The 20,838-nt window shown below is 74.0% G+C and carries 19 protein-coding genes and 1 tRNA gene; 12 read left to right on the forward strand and 8 right to left on the reverse strand.

Features of this window, described 5'->3' with window-relative positions; genetic code table 11:
- Positions 1 to 37: 37 nt before the first annotated feature.
- Positions 38 to 1,474 (reverse strand): histidine kinase, encoded by a 1,437-nt coding sequence (locus D7M15_RS10635; protein WP_121517287.1) that lies wholly within the window; start codon positions 1,472 to 1,474, stop codon positions 38 to 40.
- Positions 1,475 to 1,677: 203 nt separating this feature from the next.
- Here D7M15_RS10635 and D7M15_RS10640 point away from each other — a divergent pair.
- The 7 genes from D7M15_RS10640 to D7M15_RS29380 all read left to right on the forward strand — a co-directional run bounded on the left by D7M15_RS10640 (position 1,678) and on the right by D7M15_RS29380 (position 7,845).
- A tRNA-Gln gene (locus D7M15_RS10640) sits at positions 1,678 to 1,749 on the forward strand.
- 176 nt (positions 1,750 to 1,925) lie between these two features.
- Complete coding sequence (gene glmU, locus D7M15_RS10645) at positions 1,926 to 3,407, forward strand: bifunctional UDP-N-acetylglucosamine diphosphorylase/glucosamine-1-phosphate N-acetyltransferase GlmU (RefSeq protein ID WP_121517288.1); 1,482 nt, start codon at positions 1,926 to 1,928, stop codon at positions 3,405 to 3,407.
- Between the two features lie 86 nt (positions 3,408 to 3,493).
- Positions 3,494 to 4,471 carry a ribose-phosphate diphosphokinase gene (locus D7M15_RS10650; protein ID WP_121517289.1) on the forward strand — a complete coding sequence of 326 codons (978 nt, stop codon included), beginning with the start codon at positions 3,494 to 3,496 and terminating at the stop codon, positions 4,469 to 4,471.
- Between the two features lie 299 nt (positions 4,472 to 4,770).
- The gene (locus tag D7M15_RS10655) at positions 4,771 to 5,361 is read left to right on the forward strand and encodes a 50S ribosomal protein L25/general stress protein Ctc (RefSeq protein ID WP_121517290.1); all 591 of its coding nucleotides are present in this window, start codon (positions 4,771 to 4,773) and stop codon (positions 5,359 to 5,361) included.
- An 87-nt stretch (positions 5,362 to 5,448) separates the two neighbouring features.
- The gene (gene pth, locus D7M15_RS10660) at positions 5,449 to 6,075 is read left to right on the forward strand and encodes an aminoacyl-tRNA hydrolase (protein ID WP_121517291.1); all 627 of its coding nucleotides are present in this window, start codon (positions 5,449 to 5,451) and stop codon (positions 6,073 to 6,075) included.
- Positions 6,076 to 6,211: 136 nt separating this feature from the next.
- On the forward strand, positions 6,212 to 6,742 hold the full coding sequence (locus tag D7M15_RS10665; RefSeq protein WP_121517292.1) for a hypothetical protein: 531 nt from the start codon (positions 6,212 to 6,214) through the stop codon (positions 6,740 to 6,742).
- 290 nt (positions 6,743 to 7,032) lie between these two features.
- The gene (locus tag D7M15_RS29380) at positions 7,033 to 7,845 is read left to right on the forward strand and encodes an LPXTG cell wall anchor domain-containing protein (RefSeq protein WP_165906232.1); all 813 of its coding nucleotides are present in this window, start codon (positions 7,033 to 7,035) and stop codon (positions 7,843 to 7,845) included.
- A gap of 84 nt (positions 7,846 to 7,929) precedes the next feature.
- On the opposite strand, the gene ppc is transcribed toward D7M15_RS29380, so the two are convergent.
- Positions 7,930 to 10,617: a phosphoenolpyruvate carboxylase gene (gene ppc / locus D7M15_RS10675; protein ID WP_240649616.1), complete on the reverse strand. Its 2,688-nt coding sequence runs from the start codon at positions 10,615 to 10,617 to the stop codon at positions 7,930 to 7,932.
- 457 nt (positions 10,618 to 11,074) lie between these two features.
- Here ppc and D7M15_RS10680 point away from each other — a divergent pair, with 457 nt between their 5' ends.
- Positions 11,075 to 11,770, forward strand: a complete 696-nt coding sequence (locus D7M15_RS10680; RefSeq protein ID WP_121520567.1) for a TetR/AcrR family transcriptional regulator — start codon at positions 11,075 to 11,077, stop codon at positions 11,768 to 11,770.
- Positions 11,771 to 11,795: 25 nt separating this feature from the next.
- On the opposite strand, the gene D7M15_RS10685 is transcribed toward D7M15_RS10680, so the two are convergent.
- Positions 11,796 to 12,209, reverse strand: coding sequence for a VOC family protein (locus tag D7M15_RS10685; protein ID WP_240649228.1), 414 nt, complete (start codon positions 12,207 to 12,209; stop codon positions 11,796 to 11,798).
- Between the two features lie 8 nt (positions 12,210 to 12,217).
- A complete protein-coding gene (locus tag D7M15_RS10690) occupies positions 12,218 to 13,045 on the reverse strand; it encodes a methyltransferase domain-containing protein (RefSeq protein WP_121517294.1) in 828 nt (275 codons plus the stop codon).
- A gap of 73 nt (positions 13,046 to 13,118) precedes the next feature.
- Between D7M15_RS10690 and D7M15_RS10695 the strand changes: the two genes are divergently transcribed.
- Positions 13,119 to 13,616, forward strand: a complete 498-nt coding sequence (locus D7M15_RS10695; protein ID WP_121520571.1) for a MarR family transcriptional regulator — start codon at positions 13,119 to 13,121, stop codon at positions 13,614 to 13,616.
- 24 nt (positions 13,617 to 13,640) lie between these two features.
- Here the strand turns inward: D7M15_RS10695 and D7M15_RS10700 are convergent, their stop codons facing one another.
- On the reverse strand, positions 13,641 to 14,600 hold the full coding sequence (locus tag D7M15_RS10700; protein ID WP_121517295.1) for a response regulator transcription factor: 960 nt from the start codon (positions 14,598 to 14,600) through the stop codon (positions 13,641 to 13,643).
- A gap of 297 nt (positions 14,601 to 14,897) precedes the next feature.
- Here D7M15_RS10700 and D7M15_RS10705 point away from each other — a divergent pair, with 297 nt between their 5' ends.
- The 3 genes from D7M15_RS10705 to D7M15_RS10715 are packed head-to-tail and all read left to right on the forward strand — an operon-like array spanning position 14,898 to position 17,325.
- Positions 14,898 to 15,323 carry a GntR family transcriptional regulator gene (locus D7M15_RS10705; RefSeq protein WP_346428795.1) on the forward strand — a complete coding sequence of 142 codons (426 nt, stop codon included), beginning with the start codon at positions 14,898 to 14,900 and terminating at the stop codon, positions 15,321 to 15,323.
- The gene (locus D7M15_RS10710) at positions 15,320 to 16,306 is read left to right on the forward strand and encodes an ABC transporter ATP-binding protein (RefSeq protein ID WP_121517297.1); all 987 of its coding nucleotides are present in this window, start codon (positions 15,320 to 15,322) and stop codon (positions 16,304 to 16,306) included. Before D7M15_RS10705 ends, D7M15_RS10710 begins: the two co-directional genes overlap by 4 nt.
- Complete coding sequence (locus D7M15_RS10715) at positions 16,303 to 17,325, forward strand: ABC transporter permease (RefSeq protein WP_240649230.1); 1,023 nt, start codon at positions 16,303 to 16,305, stop codon at positions 17,323 to 17,325. The genes D7M15_RS10710 and D7M15_RS10715 overlap by 4 nt, the downstream gene beginning before the upstream one ends.
- A gap of 90 nt (positions 17,326 to 17,415) precedes the next feature.
- On the opposite strand, the gene galK is transcribed toward D7M15_RS10715, so the two are convergent.
- The 3 genes from galK to galT are packed head-to-tail and all read right to left on the reverse strand — an operon-like array spanning position 17,416 to position 20,761.
- Positions 17,416 to 18,555, reverse strand: a complete 1,140-nt coding sequence (gene galK, locus D7M15_RS10720; protein WP_121517298.1) for a galactokinase — start codon at positions 18,553 to 18,555, stop codon at positions 17,416 to 17,418.
- Positions 18,552 to 19,652 (reverse strand): UDP-glucose 4-epimerase GalE, encoded by a 1,101-nt coding sequence (galE, locus tag D7M15_RS10725; RefSeq protein ID WP_121517299.1) that lies wholly within the window; start codon positions 19,650 to 19,652, stop codon positions 18,552 to 18,554. Before galE ends, galK begins: the two co-directional genes overlap by 4 nt.
- 8 nt (positions 19,653 to 19,660) lie before the next feature.
- Positions 19,661 to 20,761: a galactose-1-phosphate uridylyltransferase gene (galT, locus tag D7M15_RS10730; RefSeq protein WP_121517300.1), complete on the reverse strand. Its 1,101-nt coding sequence runs from the start codon at positions 20,759 to 20,761 to the stop codon at positions 19,661 to 19,663.
- Positions 20,762 to 20,838: the final 77 nt, after the last annotated feature.

A 20,838-nucleotide genomic window follows, 5' to 3' on the forward strand; every position in this document is an offset into this window, starting at 1 on the left:
ATGTCCGGGCCGTACGGCGCGCGCGGCGGTGCGGCCCTCAGGCCACGCCGCCGTCCCCTCGCGGGATCACCGCGGACACCCGGAAGCCGCCCGCGTCCGTCGGTCCGGACACGAAGACGCCGCCGAGCGTCGTGACGCGCTCGCGCATGCCCACCAGCCCGTTGCCGCCGCTCGGCAGGCCCGCGTCGGCCCCGCCCTCGGCGGGCGGCTCGTTCTCCACCTGGAGGGCGACCTCGGCCTCGCGGTGCGCGAGGCGGACGCGCGTACGGGCTCCGGCTGCGTGCTTGTGCACGTTCGTCAGCGCCTCCTGCACCACGCGGAACGCGGTCTGTTCGACATCCGCCGCGTACCCGCCGTGGGTGCCCTCCACCGTCAGCTCGACGGCCATGCCCGCCTCGCGGGACTGCCCCACCAGCACGTCCAGCTCCCCGAGCGTGGGCCCGCGGCCGTCGGGCACGGGCGCGGCGGGCGCGGTGGCGACCCCGGTGGCGGCCCCCGGCCCGGTGGTCGGCCCGGCGGTGGGCGCACCGGCCGGGGCCGGGGCGGAGCCGGGCACCGGGGCTGCCGCCGCGGGCACGGCGGCGGCAGCGGCCGCGGCGGCCGGGGTCGTCTCGTACGACGGGTCGCCGGAGCGCAGGACGCCCAGCATGGTGCGGAGTTCGGTGAGGGCGCGGCGGCCCATGTCACCGACGAGCGCCGCGTTCCGCGACGCCTTCTCCGGGTCCTTCAACGTGATCGTCTGGAGCGCCGAGGCGTGCACGACCATCAGGCTCACGCGGTGCGCGACCACGTCGTGCATCTCCCGGGCGATCCGGGTCCGCTCCTCGTTCCGCGCCCACTCGGCGCGTTCCTCCGCGCGGTCGGCCAGGAGGGACAGCTCGCGTTCCAGCCCGTCGGCGCGCTCCCGCAGGCTCTCCACGAGCCGTCGCCGCGCGCCGACGTACAGGCCGAGCAGGACGGGCGGCACGGTGAACGCCACGGACATCAGCACGGAGGTCAGCGGGATGAACCACAGCGGCGGGTCGAAGTTCGGTGCCTGGCCGACGCTCTGGTGCATCCGGATGGCGGTGATGACGAAGCAGCCGATCACCTGCATCCCGGCGAGCAGTCCGGTGATGCGGCGCGGTACGTCGGTGGCGGCGAGGGTGTAGAGGCCGACGACGTTGAGCAGGACGCCCATCTCGGCGGGCGTGACGGCGATGGTGACGAGGACGACGAGCACCGGGTAGCGCCGCCGCAGCAGCAGTACGGCGCCGACGACGACGCCCATCAGCAGGGCGAGCGGCAGCGGCACCCCGGTCTCGTCGCTGAACAGCTTGCCCTCGTACGCGCACTCGGCGACGGACAGCACGGCGAGCGTCAGGTCGAGCACGAAGGCGCGGGGCCGTTCCCACCACCACGGGCCGCTCTCCTCGGGCGGCTCGGGGCCGCAACCCTCGTCCCTCGTTCGAACGACTTCCCCCGTCTCGGTCATACCGCCCAGCCTACGACCGCCCGCGACCCGTTTTCCGGCCGAGACGCACAACGTGCGGCGGGTCGCGGGCACCCTCGGCACGCTCGTCACAGCGCTCCCGCACTTCGCTCACGTATACCGTCGCACCGAGGCTGGGTGGTACGGCATAGTAGAGGCGTCGTCCGAGCAGGCCGGACGTGCGTGAGTACCGGCCGACCCGGCGATCCCCTGTGGTGTAATCGGCAACACTGACGGTTTTGGTCCGTCCGTTCCAGGTTCGAGTCCTGGCGGGGGAGCACCGCGCGCCGCCCGTTCCGGCGGCTTCCACGGCGGCCCCGCACGCCGCCGCCCGCCCGTGCGCCCCCTTGCCCGACGCCGCCGCGCGCCGCCCCGGGCCCCGCTCCTCCGGCCGCCCCGCGCGCCCCCGGTATCCTGCGGAGGTCATCCCCACCCGAAGCCGAAGGGCACACCCGTGAGCGCCAATCGCCCGGCAGCCGTCGTCGTTCTCGCAGCGGGTGAGGGCACCCGCATGAAGTCGGCGACCCCCAAGGTCCTGCACGAGATCTGCGGACGGACACTCCTCGGACACGTCGTCGAGTCGTCCCGCGCGCTCGACCCCGCGCACCTGGTGGTGGTCGTCGGGCACGCGCGTGAGCAGGTCTCGGCGCATCTCGCCGGGATCGACGCGGGCGTACGGACCGCCGTGCAGGAGGAGCAGAACGGCACCGGCCACGCCGTACGCACCGGCCTCGACGCCCTCGCGCGTGAGGGCATGACGCTCACCGGCACCGTCGTCGTCACGTGCGGCGACACCCCGCTGCTGACGGGTGCGACGCTGCGCGCGCTGACCGAGGCGCACGCGGCGGACGGCAACGCCGTCACCGTGCTCAGCGCGGAGGTCCCCGACGCGACGGGTTACGGGCGGATCGTGCGCGACCCGGCGGACGGCGCGGTCACCGCGATCGTCGAGCACAAGGACGCGACGGACGCCGAACGGGCGCTGCGCGAGATCAACTCCGGCGTCTTCGCCTTCGACGCGGAGCTGCTGACGGACGCGCTGGCGAAGCTGCGTACCGACAACAGCCAGGGCGAGGAGTACCTCACCGACGTCCTCGGCATCGTGCGTACGGCCGGGCACCGGGTCGGCGCGGCGATCGCCGCGGACCACCGGGAGATCCTCGGCATCAACAACCGCGTCCAACTCGCCGAGGCGCGGCGGCTGCTGAACGGGCGTCTGCTGGAGCGCGCCATGCTCGACGGTGTGACCGTGGTGGACCCGGCGACGACGTGGCTGGACGTGACCGTGTCGTACGAGCCGGACGCCGTCGTGCACCCGGGCACGCAGTTGCTCGGCGGTACGCACGTCGCCGCGGGCGCGGAGGTCGGCCCGCACTCCCGGCTGACGGACACGGCGGTCGGCGCGGGCGCCGTCGTCAGCAACACCGTGGCGCAGGGCGCGGAGATCGGGGCCGGGGCGCAGGTCGGCCCGTACACCTTCCTCCGTCCCGGCACGGTGCTGGGCGGCGGGGTCAAGGCGGGCAGCTTCGTGGAGATGAAGAACGCGACCCTGGGCGAGGGTACGAAGGTGCCGCACCTGTCGTACGTGGGCGACGCGTCGATCGGGGAGCACACCAACATCGGTGCCGCGAGCGTCTTCGTGAACTACGACGGCGTGGACAAGCACCGCAGCACGATCGGGTCGCACTGCCGGACCGGCGCGGACAATATGTTTGTGGCTCCCGTCACGGTCGGGGACGGTGCCTACACGGCCGCCGGGTCCGTGATCACCAAGGACGTACCGCCGGGCTCGCTGGCGGTCGCGCGCGGCCAACAGCGCAATATCGCGGGCTGGGTGGCGCGGAAGCGGCCCGGCAGCGCGGCAGCGCGGGCGGCTGCGGAGGGCTCCGGGGAGCCCTCGACGGAGGGCGGCGAGGAGACCGGTCGGGGCGTCTGAGCGGCGCGACCGGGTAAGCGCCGGGTACGGGCGGGGTTTACGGTGAAGAAGCACCCACGCGAAGCGGAACGCAAGGAGAATGTGCTGTGACCGGGATCAAGACGACCGGCGAGAAGAAGCTGATGCTCTTCTCCGGCCGCGCACACCCCGAGTTGGCCGAGGAGGTCGCGCAGCAGCTGGGTATCAGCGTGGTCCCGACCAAAGCCTACGATTTCGCCAACGGTGAGATCTATGTCCGCTTCCAGGAGTCGGCGCGCGGCGCCGACTCCTTTCTGATCCAGAGCCACACGACGCCGATCAACAAGTGGATCATGGAACAGCTGATCATGATCGACGCGTTGAAGCGCGCCTCCGCGCGCAGCATCACGGTGATCGTCCCGTCGTACGGCTACGCCCGGCAGGACAAGAAGCACCGCGGCCGGGAGCCCATCTCCGCGCGGCTGCTGGCGGACCTGCTGCGGACGGCGGGTGCCGACCGCATCCTCACGGTCGACCTGCACACCGACCAGATCCAGGGGTTCTTCGACGGCCCCGTCGACCACCTCTCGGCACTGCCGATCCTCGCGGACTACGTGGGCGCGAAGGTGGACCGCTCCAAGCTGACCGTCGTCTCGCCGGACGCGGGCCGGGTACGGGTCGCGGACCGCTGGTGCGACCGGCTGGGCGCCCCCCTGGCGATCGTGCACAAGCGGCGCGACAAGGACGTGGCGAACCAGGTCACCGTGCACGAGGTCGTCGGTGACGTCGAGGGCCGCGTCTGCGTGCTCGTCGACGACATGATCGACACCGGCGGCACGATCTGCGCGGCGGCCGACGCGCTCTACGCGCACGGCGCGGAGGACGTGATCGTCACGGCGACGCACGGCATCCTGTCCGGGCCCGCGGGCGACCGGTTGAAGAACTCGAAGGTCAGCGAGTTCGTCTTCACCAACACGCTGCCGACGCCGAGCGAGTTGGACCTCGACAAGATCACGGTGCTGTCCATGGCGCCGACGATCGCCCGCGCCGTGCAGGAGGTCTTCGAGGACGGCTCGGTGACGAGCCTCTTCGAGGAACAGGCGTAGCGGGTACGGGCGTTCCGGGCCCGCCGGATCGATACTGCAAGATCCGGAACGCCGGGCCCGAGCCCGTACGGCGGGGTGCCCGACCCCGTACGACAAGATCGATTTCTGTGCGGCCTCCCCCGCCGAGTAGACTCACCGAGTTGCTCGGCGAGGGAGGCCGCGCCGCACGTCACGGCAGGTGCCGGGCCGTGCGTGAGGCTCTCCGTTATCGACGCGCTCTTCGTAGCAGGCCCGTACGGGCCGCCTGTCGGGTGCCGGGTGACCGCCCACACCGATCCGCGAGATACGAGGAGCGCCACATGGCCGACGTCAACCTCACCGCCACCGTCCGCAGCGAGTTCGGCAAGGGCGCGGCCCGCCGCCTGCGCCGCGAGGAGCGCGTCCCGGCCGTGATCTACGGCCACGGCGCCGAGCCCCAGCACGTCACGCTGCCGAGCTACGACCTGATGATGGCGCTCAAGTCCTCGAACGTCCTGATCAACCTGGACGTCGACGGCAAGAAGCAGCTCGTCATCCCCAAGGACGTGCAGCGCGAGGCGATCCGCGGCTTCCTCGTCCACATCGACCTGCTCATCGTGAAGAAGGGCGAGAAGGTCAGCGTCGAGATCCCGATCCACGTCGAGGGCGAACTCGCCCCGGGCCAGCACGTCCTGGAGCACGGCCTGAACGCGCTGCCGGTCGAGGCCGAGGCCACGCACATCCCCGAGTCGGTCACCGTCTCCGTCGAGGGCCTGGCCGCGGGCGACTCCGTGGCGGCGAAGGACATCAAGCTGCCGAACGGCGCGACCCTGGACACCGACGGCGACACCATCGTCATCCAGGTGCTGGCCGCCCAGGCCGAGGAGCCCGCCGAGGACGGCGAGGGCGACGCCGAGGGCGACGCCGAGTAACCTCCCGTCCCGTACGTCTCCGGCCGCCGTCCCGCGCAGCGTTCGCGGGGCGGCGGCCGTCTCCCACGGCCGCCGGAGGGCCCAGACATGTCGACCAACGCCACCCCGTCGGGCGCCTCTTCGAGCGCGGCGGGCACGGAGCCGTGGCTGATCGCGGGCCTCGGCAACCCGGGCCCGGAGTACGCGGGGAACCGGCACAACGTCGGGTTCATGGTCGCCGACCTGCTGGCGTCCCGCCTCGGCGGCTCGTTCAAGACGCACCGGGCGCGCGCGCAGGTGCTGGAGGGCCGCCTCGGCACGCCGGGGGTCTCCAGCCAACGGGTCGTGCTGGCCAAGCCGATGTCGTTCATGAACGTCTCGGGCGGGCCCGTCACCGCGCTCCGCGACTTCTACCGGGTGCCGGTCGAGCGGATCATCGCCGTGCACGACGAGCTGGACATCGACTACGGCGCGCTCCGCCTCAAGAAGGGCGGCGGCGACAACGGCCACAACGGCCTCAAGTCGATCACCAAGTCCCTCGGCCCCGACTACCACCGCGTCCGCTTCGGCGTGGGGCGCCCGCCCGGCCGGATGGCCGTCGCCGACTACGTGCTGCGGGACTTCGCCACGGTCGAGCGCAAGGAGCTGGACTACTTCGTGGACCGCGCCGCCGACGCCGTCGAGGCGTTGATCACGGACGGCCTGGAGCGCGCGCAGGGCACGTACAACTCCTGACCGGTGGCGGCACGCGGGGGCGTGCGGGCGCGACCGGGAGTGTGGAGAAGTCAAGAAGAACGCGTACGAGCCGTTAACGGACCAAGCGGGCAGCCGACTGTTGACCGGGGGCCCGGCATGGCCGATTATCGCGGCCATGTCACCCAGCACGGTGCGGAGACGCAGCCGCATGCGGCGGGCCGGCGAGAGCGCGTACGGCCTGCTGCTGCTGGCGAAGGCGGGCCTCACGGCCCTGCTGGTGGTGCTGCTGGCGGCGGCGGGCGCCTGGACGTCCTGGGACACCGCGGAGCCCGCGATGTTCCCCGAGGACGGGAAGCGGGGCACGTTCACCGTCGAGAAGTGCGGCACCGACCGGTGTCACGGGTCCTTCACACCGCGCGGCGACGGCGGGCGGGCGCGCGACGGCGTGTCCATCTCCCGTACGGTCGCCGAGGGGCGCGGCAGGACGCTGGACGTGGCGCTGCGCACCGGCTCGGCGGGGGACGGCCCCGACGCGGAGGCCGTACGCACCGGACCGGCCGGGACGCTGTACGCGTGGGTGCCGCTGGCGGGGGCGCTGCTGCTGGCGTCGGTGGTCGTCGCGGGCGGGTTGCGGCTGCGGCGTACGGCCTGGGTGCTGGCGCTGCTGGGGGTGGGCGTGATGGGGGCCTCGGCGCTGACGCTGTGACGGCGGAGGGCGCGTAACCCCTGCGCGTACCCGGGTAGCGGCCTCTGATCCCCTCGCGGGGCGACTCGTTCCGCTTTCGTGACCCTCCGGGACGGAGGCCCCGCGCGAGGCGGTCTTTCGCGACTCAGCGTTGTCACTGCATCGTTATCCCGATGATTCCGCACACCGCGCACGCAACGACGCATACACGACATTCCCTTCTTGACCCGCCCGTCGTGGCACAACAAGCTGTGCCGGACACGGTCTGACCCTCCGGAACCCCCCATTCACCCCCCGAAGTTGGATGGCCCATGCGCGCCTTTCCCCCCGTGTACGCCCTCCCGGCCGCCGCAGCCCTCTTCCTGCTGCCCGTATCCACCGCGCACGCCACTCCCCGGGGCGACAGCGGCACCGTGCGGGTCCACGACACCGTGGACGACACGGAGATCCCGCCCGGCGGCCCCGCCGTCTGCACCTTCTACCTCGTCGGCGAGGGCTTCGACGGCGCCGGTCGCGTCACCTGGCAGATAGCGCAGCGCACCGGGTCGGGCGAGCCCGGCACCGTCGCGGAGACGGGCACGCTGGTGGTCGACGGCGGCGGGTACGGGCGTACCGACGGGCTGTCGCTGGCCGACGGCGCGTACGAACTCTTCTGGGACCTCGGCGCCGACCAACCGCCCACGAGCGGCGGCCCGTTCACCGTCCGCTGCGACGGCGAGGGCGCGGCCGGCGGGGGCGGCGACGGCAAGGCGCCCGGCGGCGGGCCGGACGGCGGTACGGCGCCCTCCGCCTCCGCGCCCGGCGCGGGACGCGACGGCTCCGCCGGGCCCTCCCCCGGCGGGGACCCCGGGCGCGGGTCCGGGACGGACCCCGACGCGCGCGACGCGCCGCAGCGGGACGCCGACCGCGGCGGCGGGCCCGGGACGGCGCCGACCGCGGACGGCCCGGCGGGCCCCGACCCCGCCGTGACGGAGCCCCCCGGCCCGTCACCGCAGGGCGAGGGCGACCTCGCGCGGAGCGGCTCCGACGTGCCCGCGGGCGCGTTCGCCGCGGTGGGCGCCGCACTCCTCGGCGCGGGCGCGTACCTGGTGCTGCGCCGCCGCCGCGCCCCCGGCCCCCGCTGACGCGGACACCGGTCCCCGACCTGACGCGGACACACGGAAGGGCCGCGTGTACGGCATCCCGTACGCGCGGCCCTTCCGCGCGCGTCAGCCCGTGTTGCGCAGGCCCGCCGCCACGCCGTTGACCGTCAGCAGCAGCGCGCGCGACAGCAGCTGGTCCGGCTCCTCGCCGCGCTCGGCCGCCTCCCGCTGCCGGTGCAGCAGCGTCACCTGGAGGTACGAGATCGGGTCCAGGTAGGCGTCCCGGATGCGGAACGTGCGGCGGAGCGCCGGGTTGGCGTCCAGCAACTCGTCCTCGCCGGTGACGCGCAGCACCTCGCTGACGGTCAGCGCGTGCTCCGCCTCGATCGTCGCGAAGACGTGCCGCAGCTCCTCCGGCACGAGCGTGTCCACGTAGTGCCGGGCGATCCGCAGGTCCGTCTTGGCGAGGGTCATCTCGACGTTGGACAGGAAGTTGCGGAAGAAGTGCCAGTGCTCGTGGGCCTCTTCGAGGACGGATTCGAGGCCCGCCTCGCGCGCCGCGCGCAGCCCCGTGCCCACCCCGAACCAGCCGGGCACGATCTGCCGCGACTGCGTCCAGCCGAACACCCACGGGATCGCCCGCAGGCCGTCCAGGCCCGCGCCGCTGTCCGGGCGGCGGGCGGGCCGGGAGCCGAGGTGCAGCTCGGCGAGCTGGTCGACGGGCGTGGAGGCGAAGAAGTACGCGGGCAGGTCCGGGTCCTCGACCAACCGCCGGTACGCGCCGTGCGCCGCGTCGGACACCGTGTCCATCGCGGCGTCCCAGCGGGCCAGCGCCTCGTCGGACTGCCGGGGCGCGGTGTGCAGCGCGGACGCCTGGAGGGTGGCGGCGACGGTGAGTTCCAGGTTCTCCCGGGCCAGGGACGGCACCAGGTACTTGTCGGAGATCACCTCGCCCTGCTCCGTCAGCTTGATCTCGCCCTCCAGCGTGCCCCAGGGCTGGGCGAGGATCGCGTCGTGCGTGGGGCCGCCGCCGCGACCGACGGTGCCGCCCCGGCCGTGGAACAGCCGCAGCCGTACGCCGTGCCGGTGCGCGACGTCGCGCAGGCGCCGCTGCGCGCGGTGGATCTCCCACTGGGAGGTCGTGATGCCGCCGAACTTCGACGAGTCCGAGTAACCCAGCATGACCTCCTGCCGGTCGCCGCGGAGCGCGACCAGGCGGCGGTACGACGGGTCGGACAGCATCGCGTCCAGCAGCTCGTCCGCGATCTTCAGCTCGTCGGTGGTCTCCAGCAGCGGCACGATGCCGATGCGCGCCCACCCGCCGTGCAGGTCGACGAGTCCGGCCTCGCGGGCGAGCACGGCCGCCGCGAACACGTCGTCCGCGCCCTGGCACATGGAGATGATGTACGACTCGATGACCTCGGGCCCGAAGGTGTCGAGCGCCCGGCGGACGGTCTGGAAGACGCCGAGCGTACGCGCGCCCGCGTCGTCCAGCGGCGGCGGCGTGGGCGCCAGCGGGCGCCGCGACCGCAGCTCGCGGGCGAGCAGGCGGCGGCGGTAGTCGCGCGGCATGTCCAGATAGCGCCAGGACTCCTCGCCGAGCCGGTCGAACAGCTGCCCGAGCGCGTGGTGGTGCGCGTCGGCGTGCTCCCGTACGTCCATGGTGGCGAGTTGGAGCCCGAACGCGGCGAGGGTGCGCAGCACCCGCTCCACGTGCCCGTCGGCCACGAGCCCGGCGCGGTGCTCGCGCAGCGACTCCTGCAACAGGGTGAGGTCCGCGAGCAGTTCGCCCGTACCCAGGTAATCGCGCCCGGCGGCGTGCGGGGAGCCGGAGGCCAGCCGGTCGCGGGTGTTGAGCAGCTTCTGCCGGACGCAGGTGGCCTTGAGGCGGTACGGCTCCTCGGCGTTGAGCCGCTTGTAGCGCGGGCTGATCTCCGGCAGGCGCTCCAGGTCGGTGTCGAGGGAGCGCAGCAGCTCGGGGGTGGCGCCGCAGTTCCGGATGGAGTTGGAGAGGGCGCCGCGCAGCTCGTCGACGTGCTCCAGGGCGTCCGCGATGCCGTGCTCGTGCTGGAGCATCAGCACGTCCCAGGTGACCTGCGGGGTGACGTTCGGGTTGCCGTCGCGGTCGCCGCCGATCCAGGTTCCGAAGGTCAGCGGCCGGGTGCCGGACGGCAACGGGGCGCCCGCCCGCTCCAGTTCGGCGGCCAGGTCCTCCAGCACGTCGCCCACGGCGCCGCGGTGCAGCTCGTCCAGGTAGTAGACCGCGTTCCGCGCCTCGTCGGCGGGCTCGGGGCGGACGACGCGCAGCTCGTCGGTCTGCCACACCAGGTCGATGTTCTCCGCGAGGCGCAGGTCGGTGCGGCGGCGGTCGGCGGTGTCCGTACGGTCGAGCAGCCCGGCGATCGTCCGCAGCTTCGTCAGCACGGAGCGGCGCGCGGCCTCCGTCGGGTGGGCGGTGAAGACGGGGCGGACGCCCAGGTTCCGCGCGGTCTCGGCGAGATGGCCCGCGTCGGCGTCCTTCAGCATGTCGGCCGTACGCGACAGGTTGCCGCCCTCGGCCTCGCGACGGGCGCGGAACTCCCGGCCGCGGTGCACCTGTTCGGTGACGTTCGCCAGGTGGAAGTAGGTGGAGAAGGCCCGGACGAGCTTCGCCGCCGTCTCCAGGTCGGTGCGCGCGAGGAGGGCCGCGGCGGCCTCCCCGTCGCTGCGGGTCAGCGCGCGCACGCGCTCGACCAGCTCCAGCAGCTCGGGGCCCTCCTGGCGGACGAGGGTCTCGCCGAGCAGGTCGCCGAGGCGGCGGATGTCGGCCCGCAGCGCGGAGGTCTCCGTCGGCCCGGCGGGGTCGCCGGGCCCGGTGGCCGGGGCGGTCGCGGGCTCGGCGGCGGGCTCGGTGCGGGTCTCGGCCGAGGTCTCGGCGTCGGCGCTGCTCACAGGTACGGCTCCTTGTGGCTTCTGGCTTCCGGTGCGGGATTCCCGGTGCTCGGCTCCGGGGTGCGCGAGGCAGGTCACGGACCGCTCTGTCCGACGGACCAAGGATAGGTCGCGGGGGTGACAGCGGGACATCGCGTCCGGCTGTTGGGCGGGCCCCGCCGGTACCCGCCGCGCCCGGCGCCGGGACGGCCCGTACGGCACCCGCCGGTGGTCACCCGTGCGGGTGGCGTCGCCGCGCCGCCCGGCGCGGGCCGCGCGTACGCCGTCGCGTGCGGCGCGCGGCGGCCGCGGGCGTACGGATCGCGGCCCGGCGCGTGGCACGGCGGACGGAAGCGGCATGATGGTGGGCGTGCCGACCGATGACGGAACGAACGCGACGAGCAAGAAGGACACCACTCCCCCCGCGTCGGGCTCCCGGCGTGCCCGCCGCCGTATGACGGGCAAGGAACGGCGGGAGCAGCTGCTGGACATCGGGCGCACGCTCTTCGCGGAGCGCGGTTTCGAGGCCACGTCCGTGGAGGAGATCGCGGCGAAGGCGGGGGTGTCCAAGCCGGTCGTCTACGAGCACTTCGGCGGCAAGGAGGGGCTGTACGCGGTGGTGGTGGACCGCGAGATGCGCCAGCTGCTGGACATGGTGACGAGCGCGCTGACCGGCGGGCACCCGCGGGAGCTGCTGGAGGAGGCGGCGTTCGCGCTGCTGGACTACATCGAGCAGTACACGGACGGCTTCCGCATCCTCGTCCGGGACTCGCCGGTGGCGCAGTCGACGGGCACCTTCGCCTCGCTGATCAGCGACATCGCGACGCAGGTGGAGGACATCCTCGGGCACGAGTTCAAGGCGCGCGGCTTCGACCCGAAGCTGTCGCCGCTCTACGCCCAGGCGCTGGTCGGCATGGTCGCGCTGACCGGGCAGTGGTGGCTGAACGCGCGCCGCCCGAAGAAGGCGGAGGTCGCCGCGCACCTGGTGAACCTCGCCTGGCACGGGCTGGACGGGCTGGAGCAGAAGCCGCGCCTGGTCGGGCACCGCCGGTCCTGAGGGCGGCGCCGGGGCCGGGCGTGGGTCAGGGCGCGACGGGGCAGGGCGCGACGGGCTCCAGCACTTCGAGTCGGTTGCCGACCGGGTCCTCGGTGTGGAAGCGGCGGTGGCCCGGCAGGTCGTCGTCCCAGCGGACGGGCACTCCCGCCGCCACGAGCCGCGCGGCGACCGCGTCGATGCCGACGACGCGGAACGCGGGATGCGCCTTGCGCGGCGGCGCGAAGCCCTCCTCCACGCCGAGGTGCAGCCGTACGGCGCCCCCGGCCGCCCGGAACCAGCAGCCGCCGCGCGCGGCGAGCACCGGCGGCTTCGGCTCCTCCGCCATGCCGAGCAGCCCCCCGTAGAACGCCCGCAGCGCCTCCTCGGCGCCGGGCGGCGCGGCGAGCAGTACGTGGTCGTACGCCGCGATGCCCCCGCCCTCCGCGCCCCCGTCCGCCACGCCCCCGTTCACCGTTTCACCGCCACGACGAAGACCCGCCGGAACGGGAAGCGCGTGCCGCGTTCCGTCGCCGGATAGGCGTCGGCCAGCGCGCTCCGGTACTCCGCCAGGAACGCGTCCCGCGCCTCCTCGTCGCCCTCCAGCCGACTCAGCGCGGGCCGCAGCGCGGTGCCCTTGACCCACTCCAGTACGGCGTCGGGGCCGGGCAGCAGGTGCTGGTACGTGGTCTCCCACACGTCCACGTCGCAGCCGAGCCGTTCCAGGTCGGCCGCGTAGTCGACGGGTTCGGCGACGGTGTTCGGACGCACCGCGAGGTCACCGAGGCGGGCGCGCCAGCGCGGCGCCACGCACAGGGTGCTCAACGTGGTGTGGCTGGGCGCGCGGAAGTTGCCGGGCACCTGGAACGCGAGGACGCCGCCGTCGGTGAGCGCCGTGAGCCAGCGGGCGAAGCGCGCGCGGTGCTCCGGCACCCACTGGAAGGCGGCGTTGGAGGCGATCAGGTCGAAGCGCTCGCCGTCGGGCGGGCACCAGTCGTCCAGGTCGGCGTGGACGAAGTCCAGCCGGTCGCCGTACTCCTCGGTGCCCTCGCGGCGGCGGGCGCGTGCCAGCATGTCCGGCGAGTTGTCGTACCCGGTGAGGCGTGCTCCGGGCCAGCGGGCCGCGAGGGCGGCGGTCGAGTTCCCCGTGCCGCAGCCGAGGTCCGCGACGCGGGGCGCGGGCCCGCCGGGGAGGTCGGGCACGGCGGCCAGCAGGTCGCGCAGCGGGCGGGAGCGCGGGCCCTCGAAGCGGAGGTACTGCTCGGGAGACCAGGACGGCGCGGGGTCGGAGGAAACCATGTCCGTATGGTCCGGGTAAAATTATCTCGATGTCAAGAGACTTCACGTCGACACAACTACTACAATGATCGGCATGGAGGACGAGGTCGACCGACTGGTTGCAGCATGGCGCCGTGAGCGCCCGGACCTCGACGTGGAACCGCTGGAGGTGCTGAGCCGCGTCAGCCGGCTCGCCCGGCACCTGGACCGGGCGCGGCGCCTCGCCTTCGCCGAACACAGCCTGGAGCCCTGGGAGTTCGACGTCCTGACCGCGCTGCGGCGCGCGGGCGACCCGTACCAGCTCTCGCCGGGCCAGCTCCTCACCCAGACCCTCGTCACCTCCGGCACCATGACCAACCGCATCGACCGGCTGGCCAAGAGCGGCCTCGTCGAGCGGCTGCCCGACCCGAACGACCGGCGGGGCGTGCTCGTACGCCTCACCGGGGAGGGCCGCCACCGCGCCGACGGGGCGCTGGCCGGGCTGCTCGCGCAGGAACGGGCCATCCTGGCCGAGCTGTCGAGCGGGCAGCGGGGGGAACTGGCCGGGCTGCTGCGGCAGTTGACCGCGCCGTTCGACAACACGCCGGGCTAGGCGGTGTCCGGGCGCGGCCACCCGTCAGCCCTGGACGGGCGGCGCCGGGGCCTCCTCCACCGGCCCGACGCCCGCGCGGCGCGCCAGCGCCACCGCCGCGAGCGTGGAGTGCACCTCCAGCTTGCCCAGCACGTTCTGCATGTGCGTACGGACGGTGTGCGGCGAGAGGTACAGCCGCTCGGCGACCGCCTTCCGGCCCAGCCCGGCGACCATGCACCGCAGCACCTCGTGCTCGCGCGGCGTCAACGCCTCCACGAGCCGTTCGCTCTCCGTACGGTGTCTTCGGCTCGCCGTCAGCTCGCGCAGCACGCCGGTGAGCAGCGCGGGCGACAGGTGCGTCTCGTCCTTGAGCACGCCCCGGATGACCTGGAGCAGCCGCGAGAGGGAGCAGTCCTTGGCGACCCAGCCCGCCGCCCCCGCCTGGAGCGCGGCGGCGGCCTGGCGCGGGTCGTCGCGCTCCGCGAGGACGACCGCGCGCGTCCCGGAGTGGTCGGCGCGGACCCGGCCGACCAGCGCGATCCCGCCGGGCCGCGCACCGGACCGCGCGCCCTGCGCGCCGTTCCGTACGGCCTCGCCGGACTCGCCCGGCTCGGCCGCCGCGGCCACCGGCACGGCGGCGGGCGCGGGAACGGTCGGGGCACCGGCGGGGGGTGAAGGGGCGCTCTGGGGCGCGCCGTTGAGGGGCGGGGCGGGCGCGGGTACGTGTACGCCGCCGCCGCGCGCGGGCGTCGCCGGAGACGGCACCGACGGCTGCCGCCCGCCGGGGCCTCGGCCCGCGGCCTCGGGCGGCTCGCCCAGGTCCGCGTCGACGAGCAGCACGTCGAAGCCGCGCCCCTCGGTGGCCGCCCGGTCCAGGCAGCGCAGGGCGGCGGTGCCGCTGCCCGCCGCGACGACCTCGACGTCCTGCTCGGCCGCCAGCGCGGCGGCGAGGGACTCGGCGAAAATGCGGTGGTCGTCGGCCACCAGCACCCGGATTCGTTGCATGACACCCCTCATGGAGGGCTACGGCGTCCGGTCGGGGCATTCCGCGCCGGTCGGCCGTCGCCCGCGCCGCCGCTTCCCCGCCCCGGGCGTCGCACCCGGCTCTCCCGCCCCCTGACGTTACCGGCGGTCCACCGGTGACGTACATCACGCTCAGGGTACGGGCGGGCGCGGACACGACAAGGGTGATTGTCGAAACTGACCGCCGCGGAGGCGCACGGGGCCGCCGAGTGGATTGACAGGGGCGGGTCAGCCACAGCACCATTCCACTAGTTAAGTAGTGGACTACGGATGGTGTGCATGAAGTACCGGATCGAGCGACGCCGCGGCGTCGCCGCCTACCAGCAGATCGTCGAGCAGACGAAACGCGCCCTGCGCACGGGCACCCTGCGCGTCGGGGACCGGCTGCCGACCGCCCGCGAGGTCGCGGAGACCTGCGCCGTGAACCCGAACACGACGCTCAAGGCGTACCGGGAGCTGGAGCGCGAGGGCGTCGTCGAACTCCGCCAGGGCATCGGCACGTTCGTCGCGCGCGCCCCCGAACCGTTCGTGCCGGACGCCGGTTCCACGCTCCACGCGGAGCTGTACGAGTGGACGGAGCGCGCGCTGCGCTCCGGCATGGCCGAGGACGACGTCCGCGAACTCCTCGAAACGGCGCTCGCGCGGTACGGGGACGCGGCCGGGGACGTCCTCGTCACGGAGGAGCGGAAGGGCGGTCCGGCATGACCCGCACGAGCGGCACGAGCGGCACGACGGTGCGGGGCACGGCCCCGCACGAGGCCCGCGTCGCGCTGGAACTGCGCGAGCTGGGACGGCGGTACGGGCGGCACTGGGCGCTCCGGAACGCGACGTTCCGGCTGCCCGCGGGCCGGGTCTGCGGACTCGTCGGCCCCAACGGCGCCGGCAAGACCACCATGTTGGAGATCATCGCCGGGCTGCGCCGACCCACCCGTGGCGAGGCGACGGTCTTCGGCGCACCCGCGGGCAGCGCCGAGGCACGCGCCCGCGTCTCGTTCCTCCCGCAGGAGAAGCCGCTGTTCACGCGCTTCAGCGTGGCCGACACGCTGCGCATGGGCCGCGAGCTGAACCCCGGCTGGGACCAGGCCCTGGCCGAGGACTTCGTACGGGCCGGATCCGTGGCCCTCGACGCCAAGGTGGGCAGCCTCTCCGGCGGCCAGCGCACCCGTATCGCCCTCGCGGTGGCCCTCGGCAAGCGCCCCGACCTCGTGCTCCTGGACGAGCCGCTGGCCGAACTCGACCCGCTCGTACGGCGGCAGACCGTCGGCGCGCTGCTGGCGGAGGTCGCGGAACGCGGCATCACCGTGCTGATGTCCAGCCACCTCGTCGCCGAACTGGACACCCTCTGCGACTACCTGCTGCTCGTCTCCCGGGGCGGGCTGCGGCTGGCCGGGGACGTCGACGAACTCATCAGCGTCCACCGGCTGCTGTCCGCGCACGGCGACGCGGTGGTCGATGCGCCCGACGGCACCCCGGCGGGACTGGAAGCGCACACCGTGGTGCAGGCCCAGCGCGAGCGGCGGCAGGTCAGCGCGCTCGTACGGCCCGGCGGCCCGGTCACCGACCCGTGGACCGCCGCCGCGCCGACCCTGGAGGAGGTCGTCCTCGCCTATCTGGAGCAGGGCGACGCGGACGCGCTGATCAGCCCGAACTCCCATGTCCCGGGCACCGGTACGGAGGTGGCGGCATGAGCGCGACGACACAGGAGGCACGGCGCGGCAGCGGACCGGCGCGCGCCCCGCGCGCGGCGGCACCACGGCGCGGGTTCGCCCCGCGCGGCATGGTGTGGCTGGTGTGGCGCCAGCACCGGGCGACGTTCCTGGTGATGCTCGGCGGCACCGTGCTGGCCACGGCGGCGCTGCTCTACAAGGGCGTGTACGTCCACGAAGCGGTGGCGGCCGTCGACGGGGGCGACCCGACGCCCGGGGACGACGCGACGGTCGCGGACGCGTACAGCGCGCTCCAGGCGTACGGCGCGGCGCTGGCCGGACTGCCGTTCCTCGTCGGCGCGTTCGTCGGCGCCCCGCTCTTCGCCGGGGACCTGGAGAGCGGCACGGCCAAGCTCGTCGGGGTGCAGTCGCGGAGCAGGACGGAGTGGGTGGCGACGAAGCTCGCCGTGGCCGCGCTGTTCTCCGCCCTGGCCGCGGGGGCCATGGGGGCGGCGCTGCACTACTACCGGGCGCCGCTGGTGGAACACGACGCCTCCCAGGCCGACTTCACCCTCTCCAACAGCTTCGACAGCACCGGCCCGGTGGCGGTCGTCCTGGTCCTGATCGGCCTGCTCGTCGGCGCCACCGTGGGCCTGCTGTTCCGGCGGATGCTGCCCTCGATGGTGGTGACCCTCGTCAGCCTGTACGTGCTGAACTTCGCGTGGGAGTTGGCGCGGATGGCGTTCGCCCGGCTGGAGACGGTGACGACCGGCGGCGGCCGGTTCGGGGACGACGACCGTCCGCGGATCCCCCGGGACGCGGTCGAGATCGACCTCTCCTACCTCCGGTCCGACGGCTCCCTCACGGGCTGGAGCACGTGCGTGAACGCCGAGAACGGGCCCGCGTGCCTGCGGGAGGACGGGGTGGTCGGCTGGGCCGTCGACTACATGCCGTACTCCCACTTCGGCGCGATGCAGTGGACGGCGGCCGCCGCGCTGACCGGCGCGCTGCTGCTGATCGGCGTCGTCACGGCGTACGCGGCCCGGCGCACCCTGCGCTGAACGCGCGGAGCGCCACGCGCCGTACGCGCGGAAGCGGAAGGGGCCCGGTGCGGCGTACCGCACCGGGCCCCTTCCACGCACCGACCGGGGCTACTCGGCGTGCGCCCCGCGCCCCGGGAGCGCCGGGAAGACCCGCGGCCTGCGGTAGCCCGCCGCGTCGAAGGCCGCGTCGACCGCCTCGGTCACCTTGTCCGTCAGGGCGTCCTCGACGAGGACGATGGCCGAGCCGCCGAAGCCGCCGCCCGTCATCCGGGCGCCGAGCGCGCCCGCCGCGTTCGCCGTCTCCACCACGAGGTCCAGCTCGTCGCACGAGATGCGGAAGTCGTCCCGTACGGACGCGTGCCCGTCGGTGAGCACCGGGCCGATGCCCCGGGTGTCGCCCGCGTCGAGCAGCCGGATCACGTCCTCGACGCGCCGGTTCTCGCTGACGATGTGCCGCACCAGGCCCCGTACCTCGGGCGTCGCGATCCGCGTCAGCTCCTCGTCGAGCCGCTCGTACGGGACGTCGCGCAGCGCGGGGACGCCCAGCTGCCGGGCGCCCTCCTCGCAGCCCGCGCGGCGCTTGGCGTACTCGCCCTCGCCCAGCTCGTGCTTCACCCGCGTGTCCATCACGAGCAGCTTCAGGCCCTCGGCCGCCAGGTCGAACGGCACCTGGCGCCAGGTCAGTTCGCGGGCGTCCAGGAAGAGGGCGTGGCCCTCGGTGCAGCAGGCCGACGCCATCTGGTCCATGATCCCGCAGGGCACGCCGACGAAGTCGTTCTCCGCCCGCTGGCACAGCCGGGCCAGCTCCGCCGGGTCCTGTCCGAGGCCGTGCAGGTCGTTCAGGGCGAGCGCCGTGGACACCTCCAGCGCCGCCGACGACGAGAGGCCCGCGCCCGTCGGCACGGTGCTCTCGAAGTGCAGATCGGCGCCGCCGACGGGCAGCCCCGCCGTACGCAGCGCCCAGACGACGCCCGCCGGGTACGCCGCCCAGCCCGCGGCGCCCGCGGGCTCCAGCTCGTCGACGCGCAGCCGTACGACGCCGTCGCCGGTCTGCGCCCCGCTGTCGGCGGAGTGCAGGCGCAGGACGCCGTCGTCGCGGCGGGCGGCGTGCACGCGCGTGGTGTGCGGCAGCGCGAGCGGCAGCACGAAACCGTCGTTGTAGTCGGTGTGTTCACCGATCAGGTTGACGCGGCCCGGCGCGGCCCACACACCGTCCGGCTCGCCCCCGTACACCTCGTGGAACGTCATCGCGCGGCGCCTCCCTGCTCCCCACCGGCCGGCTGCCCACCGGTCTGCTTCCCGCGCGCCGCGTGCTCGCGGCGCGCGAACGTCCACGCGTCCTCGACGATGCCGGTCAGGTCCGCCCGCCGGGGCGCCCAGCCCAGCACGTTCCGGGCGCGCTCGGCGGAGGCGACCAGCACGGCGGGGTCGCCGCCGCGGCGGGCCGCGACGACCTCGGGCACCGGGTGGCCGGTGACCTTCCGTACGGTCTCGATGACCTCGCGGACGGAGAAGCCGTTGCCGTTGCCGAGGTTGCAGACGAGGTGCTCGCCGCCGACCGCCGCGTCCAGCGCCAGCAGGTGCGCGTCCGCGAGGTCGGCGACGTGGATGTAGTCGCGTACGCAGGTGCCGTCCGGCGTCGGGTAGTCGTCGCCGTAGACGGAGATGGCCTCGCGGGTGCCGAGGGCGACCTGGAGGACCAGCGGGATGAGGTGCGACTCGGGGTCGTGCCGCTCGCCGTACGCCGCCCCGCCGCCCGGCGCCCCCGCGGGCTCCCCCGGCGGGCCGGTGAGGTGGGCGCCCGCGACGTTGAAGTAGCGCAGCGAGGCGGCGGCCAGGCCGTGCGCCCGGCACTCACCGGTGATCATGTGGTCGACGGCGAGCTTCGTCGCGCCGTACGGGCTCGTCGGCGCGGTCGGGTCGGTCTCGGAGAGCAGCTCACCGGCGGGCTCGCCGTACGTCGCCGCCGTGGACGAGAAGACCAGCCTGCGCACGCCCGCGCCGCGCATCGCGGCGAGCAGGTCCATGGTGCCCGCGACGTTGTTGCGCCAGTACTTCTCCGGGTCCGCGACGGACTCCCCGACCTGCGAGCAGGCCGCGAAGTGCAGCACCCCGTCGTACGAGGGGTCCAGCCAGCGAGCGGACTCCTGGATGCGGCCCTCGACGAACTCCGCGCCCGCGGGGACCCCGGCGCGGAAGCCGGTGGAGAGGTCGTCGAGCACCGTCACCGTGTGGCCGGCCTCCAGCAGATGCGCCGCGACGACGCTCCCGACGTAGCCCGCGCCGCCCGTCACCAGGTACTTGCGCGGCCGTACGGCGGCCGTCCCCGTGCTGGTCCCGCTCACGGTTGCACTCACTCGCTCGCTACCTCTCGCAGTCGCTCGGCCGCGGCTTCCGGCGGCACGTCGTTGATGAACACGTTCATGCCGGACTCGGAACCCGCGAGGAACTTCAGCTTGCCGGAAGTGCGGCGAATGGTGAAAAGCTCGAGGTGGAGCGCGAACTCGGCGCGCTCCGGCACCTCGTCGGTGACCTGGTGCCAGGCCGCGATGTACGGGGTGGGGGGCTCGTCGGGGCCGAAGACCCGGTCGAAGCGGCGCAGCACCTCCAGGTACATCCCGGGGAACTCGGCCCGCTCCGCCTCCTCCAGACCCAGCAGGTCGGGCACGCGGCGACGCGGGTAGAGGTGCACCTCGTACGGCCAGTGCGCGGCGTGCGGCACGAAGGCCACCCAGTGCTCGCCCTCCAGCACGATCCGCCGCCCGTCGGCGAGTTCGGCGCCGAGGACGTCGTCGAAGAGGTTGCGGCCGCCCGTACGGTCCCGGTGCGCGGCGGCGCTGCGCAGCATCCGTTCGGTGCGGGGCGTGGTGAACGGATAGGCGTAGATCTGGCCGTGCGGGTGGCCGAGGGTCACGCCGATCTCGCGGCCGCGGTTCTCGAAGCAGAACACCTGCCGCACGCCGTCCAACCGGGACAGCTCGGCGGTGCGGTCCGTCCACACGTCGAGCACGAGCCGCGCCTGCTCCTCCGTCAGGGCGGCGAACGACGCGTCGTGGTCGGAGGTGAAGCAGACGACCTCGCAGCGCCCGGCGCCGGGCGCCGCGGCGAACAGGCCGTGCGGGCCGCCCGCGACGGCGGGGCCGGGACCGCCCGAGAAGGACGGGAAGCGGTTCTCGAACACCGCGACGTCGTAGTCCGGTTCGGGGATCTCGCTGAGCCGTCCGTCCCGGGAGGGGCAGAGGGGGCACTCGTCGGCGGGCGGGTGGTACGTGCGGCCCTGCCGGTGCGCGGTGACGGCGGTCCACTCGGAGAGCAGCGGGTCGTACCGGATCTCCGAGGACGTGGCGGGCCGGTCGAGCGGGCGCCGGTCGACGGCGTCGCGTACGGCGTCGTCGCGCGTGTCGTAGTAGACGATCTCGCGGCCGTCTGCGAGCCGGTTCGAGGTCTTCTTCACGGAGGCTCCTCACCCACCCGCCCAAACAGAAGTAAACACAATGAAGCACAATTCAACACAGTGGTCAAGCGCGCGTT

It is taken from the genome of Streptomyces sp. Z26 (assembly GCF_003665095.1).
GTDB lineage: Bacteria > Actinomycetota > Actinomycetes > Streptomycetales > Streptomycetaceae > Streptomyces > Streptomyces phytohabitans.

Bases quoted from the DNA above. Each gene is read 5' to 3' on its own strand.
- D7M15_RS10635 (WP_121517287.1), bottom strand. From the start codon at position 1,474: ATGACCGAGACGGGGGAAGTCGTTCGAACGAGGGACGAGGGTTGCGGC.
- D7M15_RS10655 (WP_121517290.1), top strand. From the start codon at position 4,771: ATGGCCGACGTCAACCTCACCGCCACCGTCCGCAGCGAGTTCGGCAAG.
- pth (WP_121517291.1), top strand. From the start codon at position 5,449: ATGTCGACCAACGCCACCCCGTCGGGCGCCTCTTCGAGCGCGGCGGGC.
- D7M15_RS10665 (WP_121517292.1), top strand. From the start codon at position 6,212: ATGTCACCCAGCACGGTGCGGAGACGCAGCCGCATGCGGCGGGCCGGC.
- D7M15_RS29380 (WP_165906232.1), top strand. From the start codon at position 7,033: ATGCGCGCCTTTCCCCCCGTGTACGCCCTCCCGGCCGCCGCAGCCCTC.
- D7M15_RS10680 (WP_121520567.1), top strand. From the start codon at position 11,075: ATGGTGGGCGTGCCGACCGATGACGGAACGAACGCGACGAGCAAGAAG.
- D7M15_RS10690 (WP_121517294.1), bottom strand. From the start codon at position 13,045: ATGGTTTCCTCCGACCCCGCGCCGTCCTGGTCTCCCGAGCAGTACCTC.
- D7M15_RS10695 (WP_121520571.1), top strand. From the start codon at position 13,119: ATGGAGGACGAGGTCGACCGACTGGTTGCAGCATGGCGCCGTGAGCGC.
- D7M15_RS10700 (WP_121517295.1), bottom strand. From the start codon at position 14,600: ATGCAACGAATCCGGGTGCTGGTGGCCGACGACCACCGCATTTTCGCC.
- D7M15_RS10705 (WP_346428795.1), top strand. From the start codon at position 14,898: ATGAAGTACCGGATCGAGCGACGCCGCGGCGTCGCCGCCTACCAGCAG.
- D7M15_RS10710 (WP_121517297.1), top strand. From the start codon at position 15,320: ATGACCCGCACGAGCGGCACGAGCGGCACGACGGTGCGGGGCACGGCC.
- D7M15_RS10715 (WP_240649230.1), top strand. From the start codon at position 16,303: ATGAGCGCGACGACACAGGAGGCACGGCGCGGCAGCGGACCGGCGCGC.
- galK (WP_121517298.1), bottom strand. From the start codon at position 18,555: ATGACGTTCCACGAGGTGTACGGGGGCGAGCCGGACGGTGTGTGGGCC.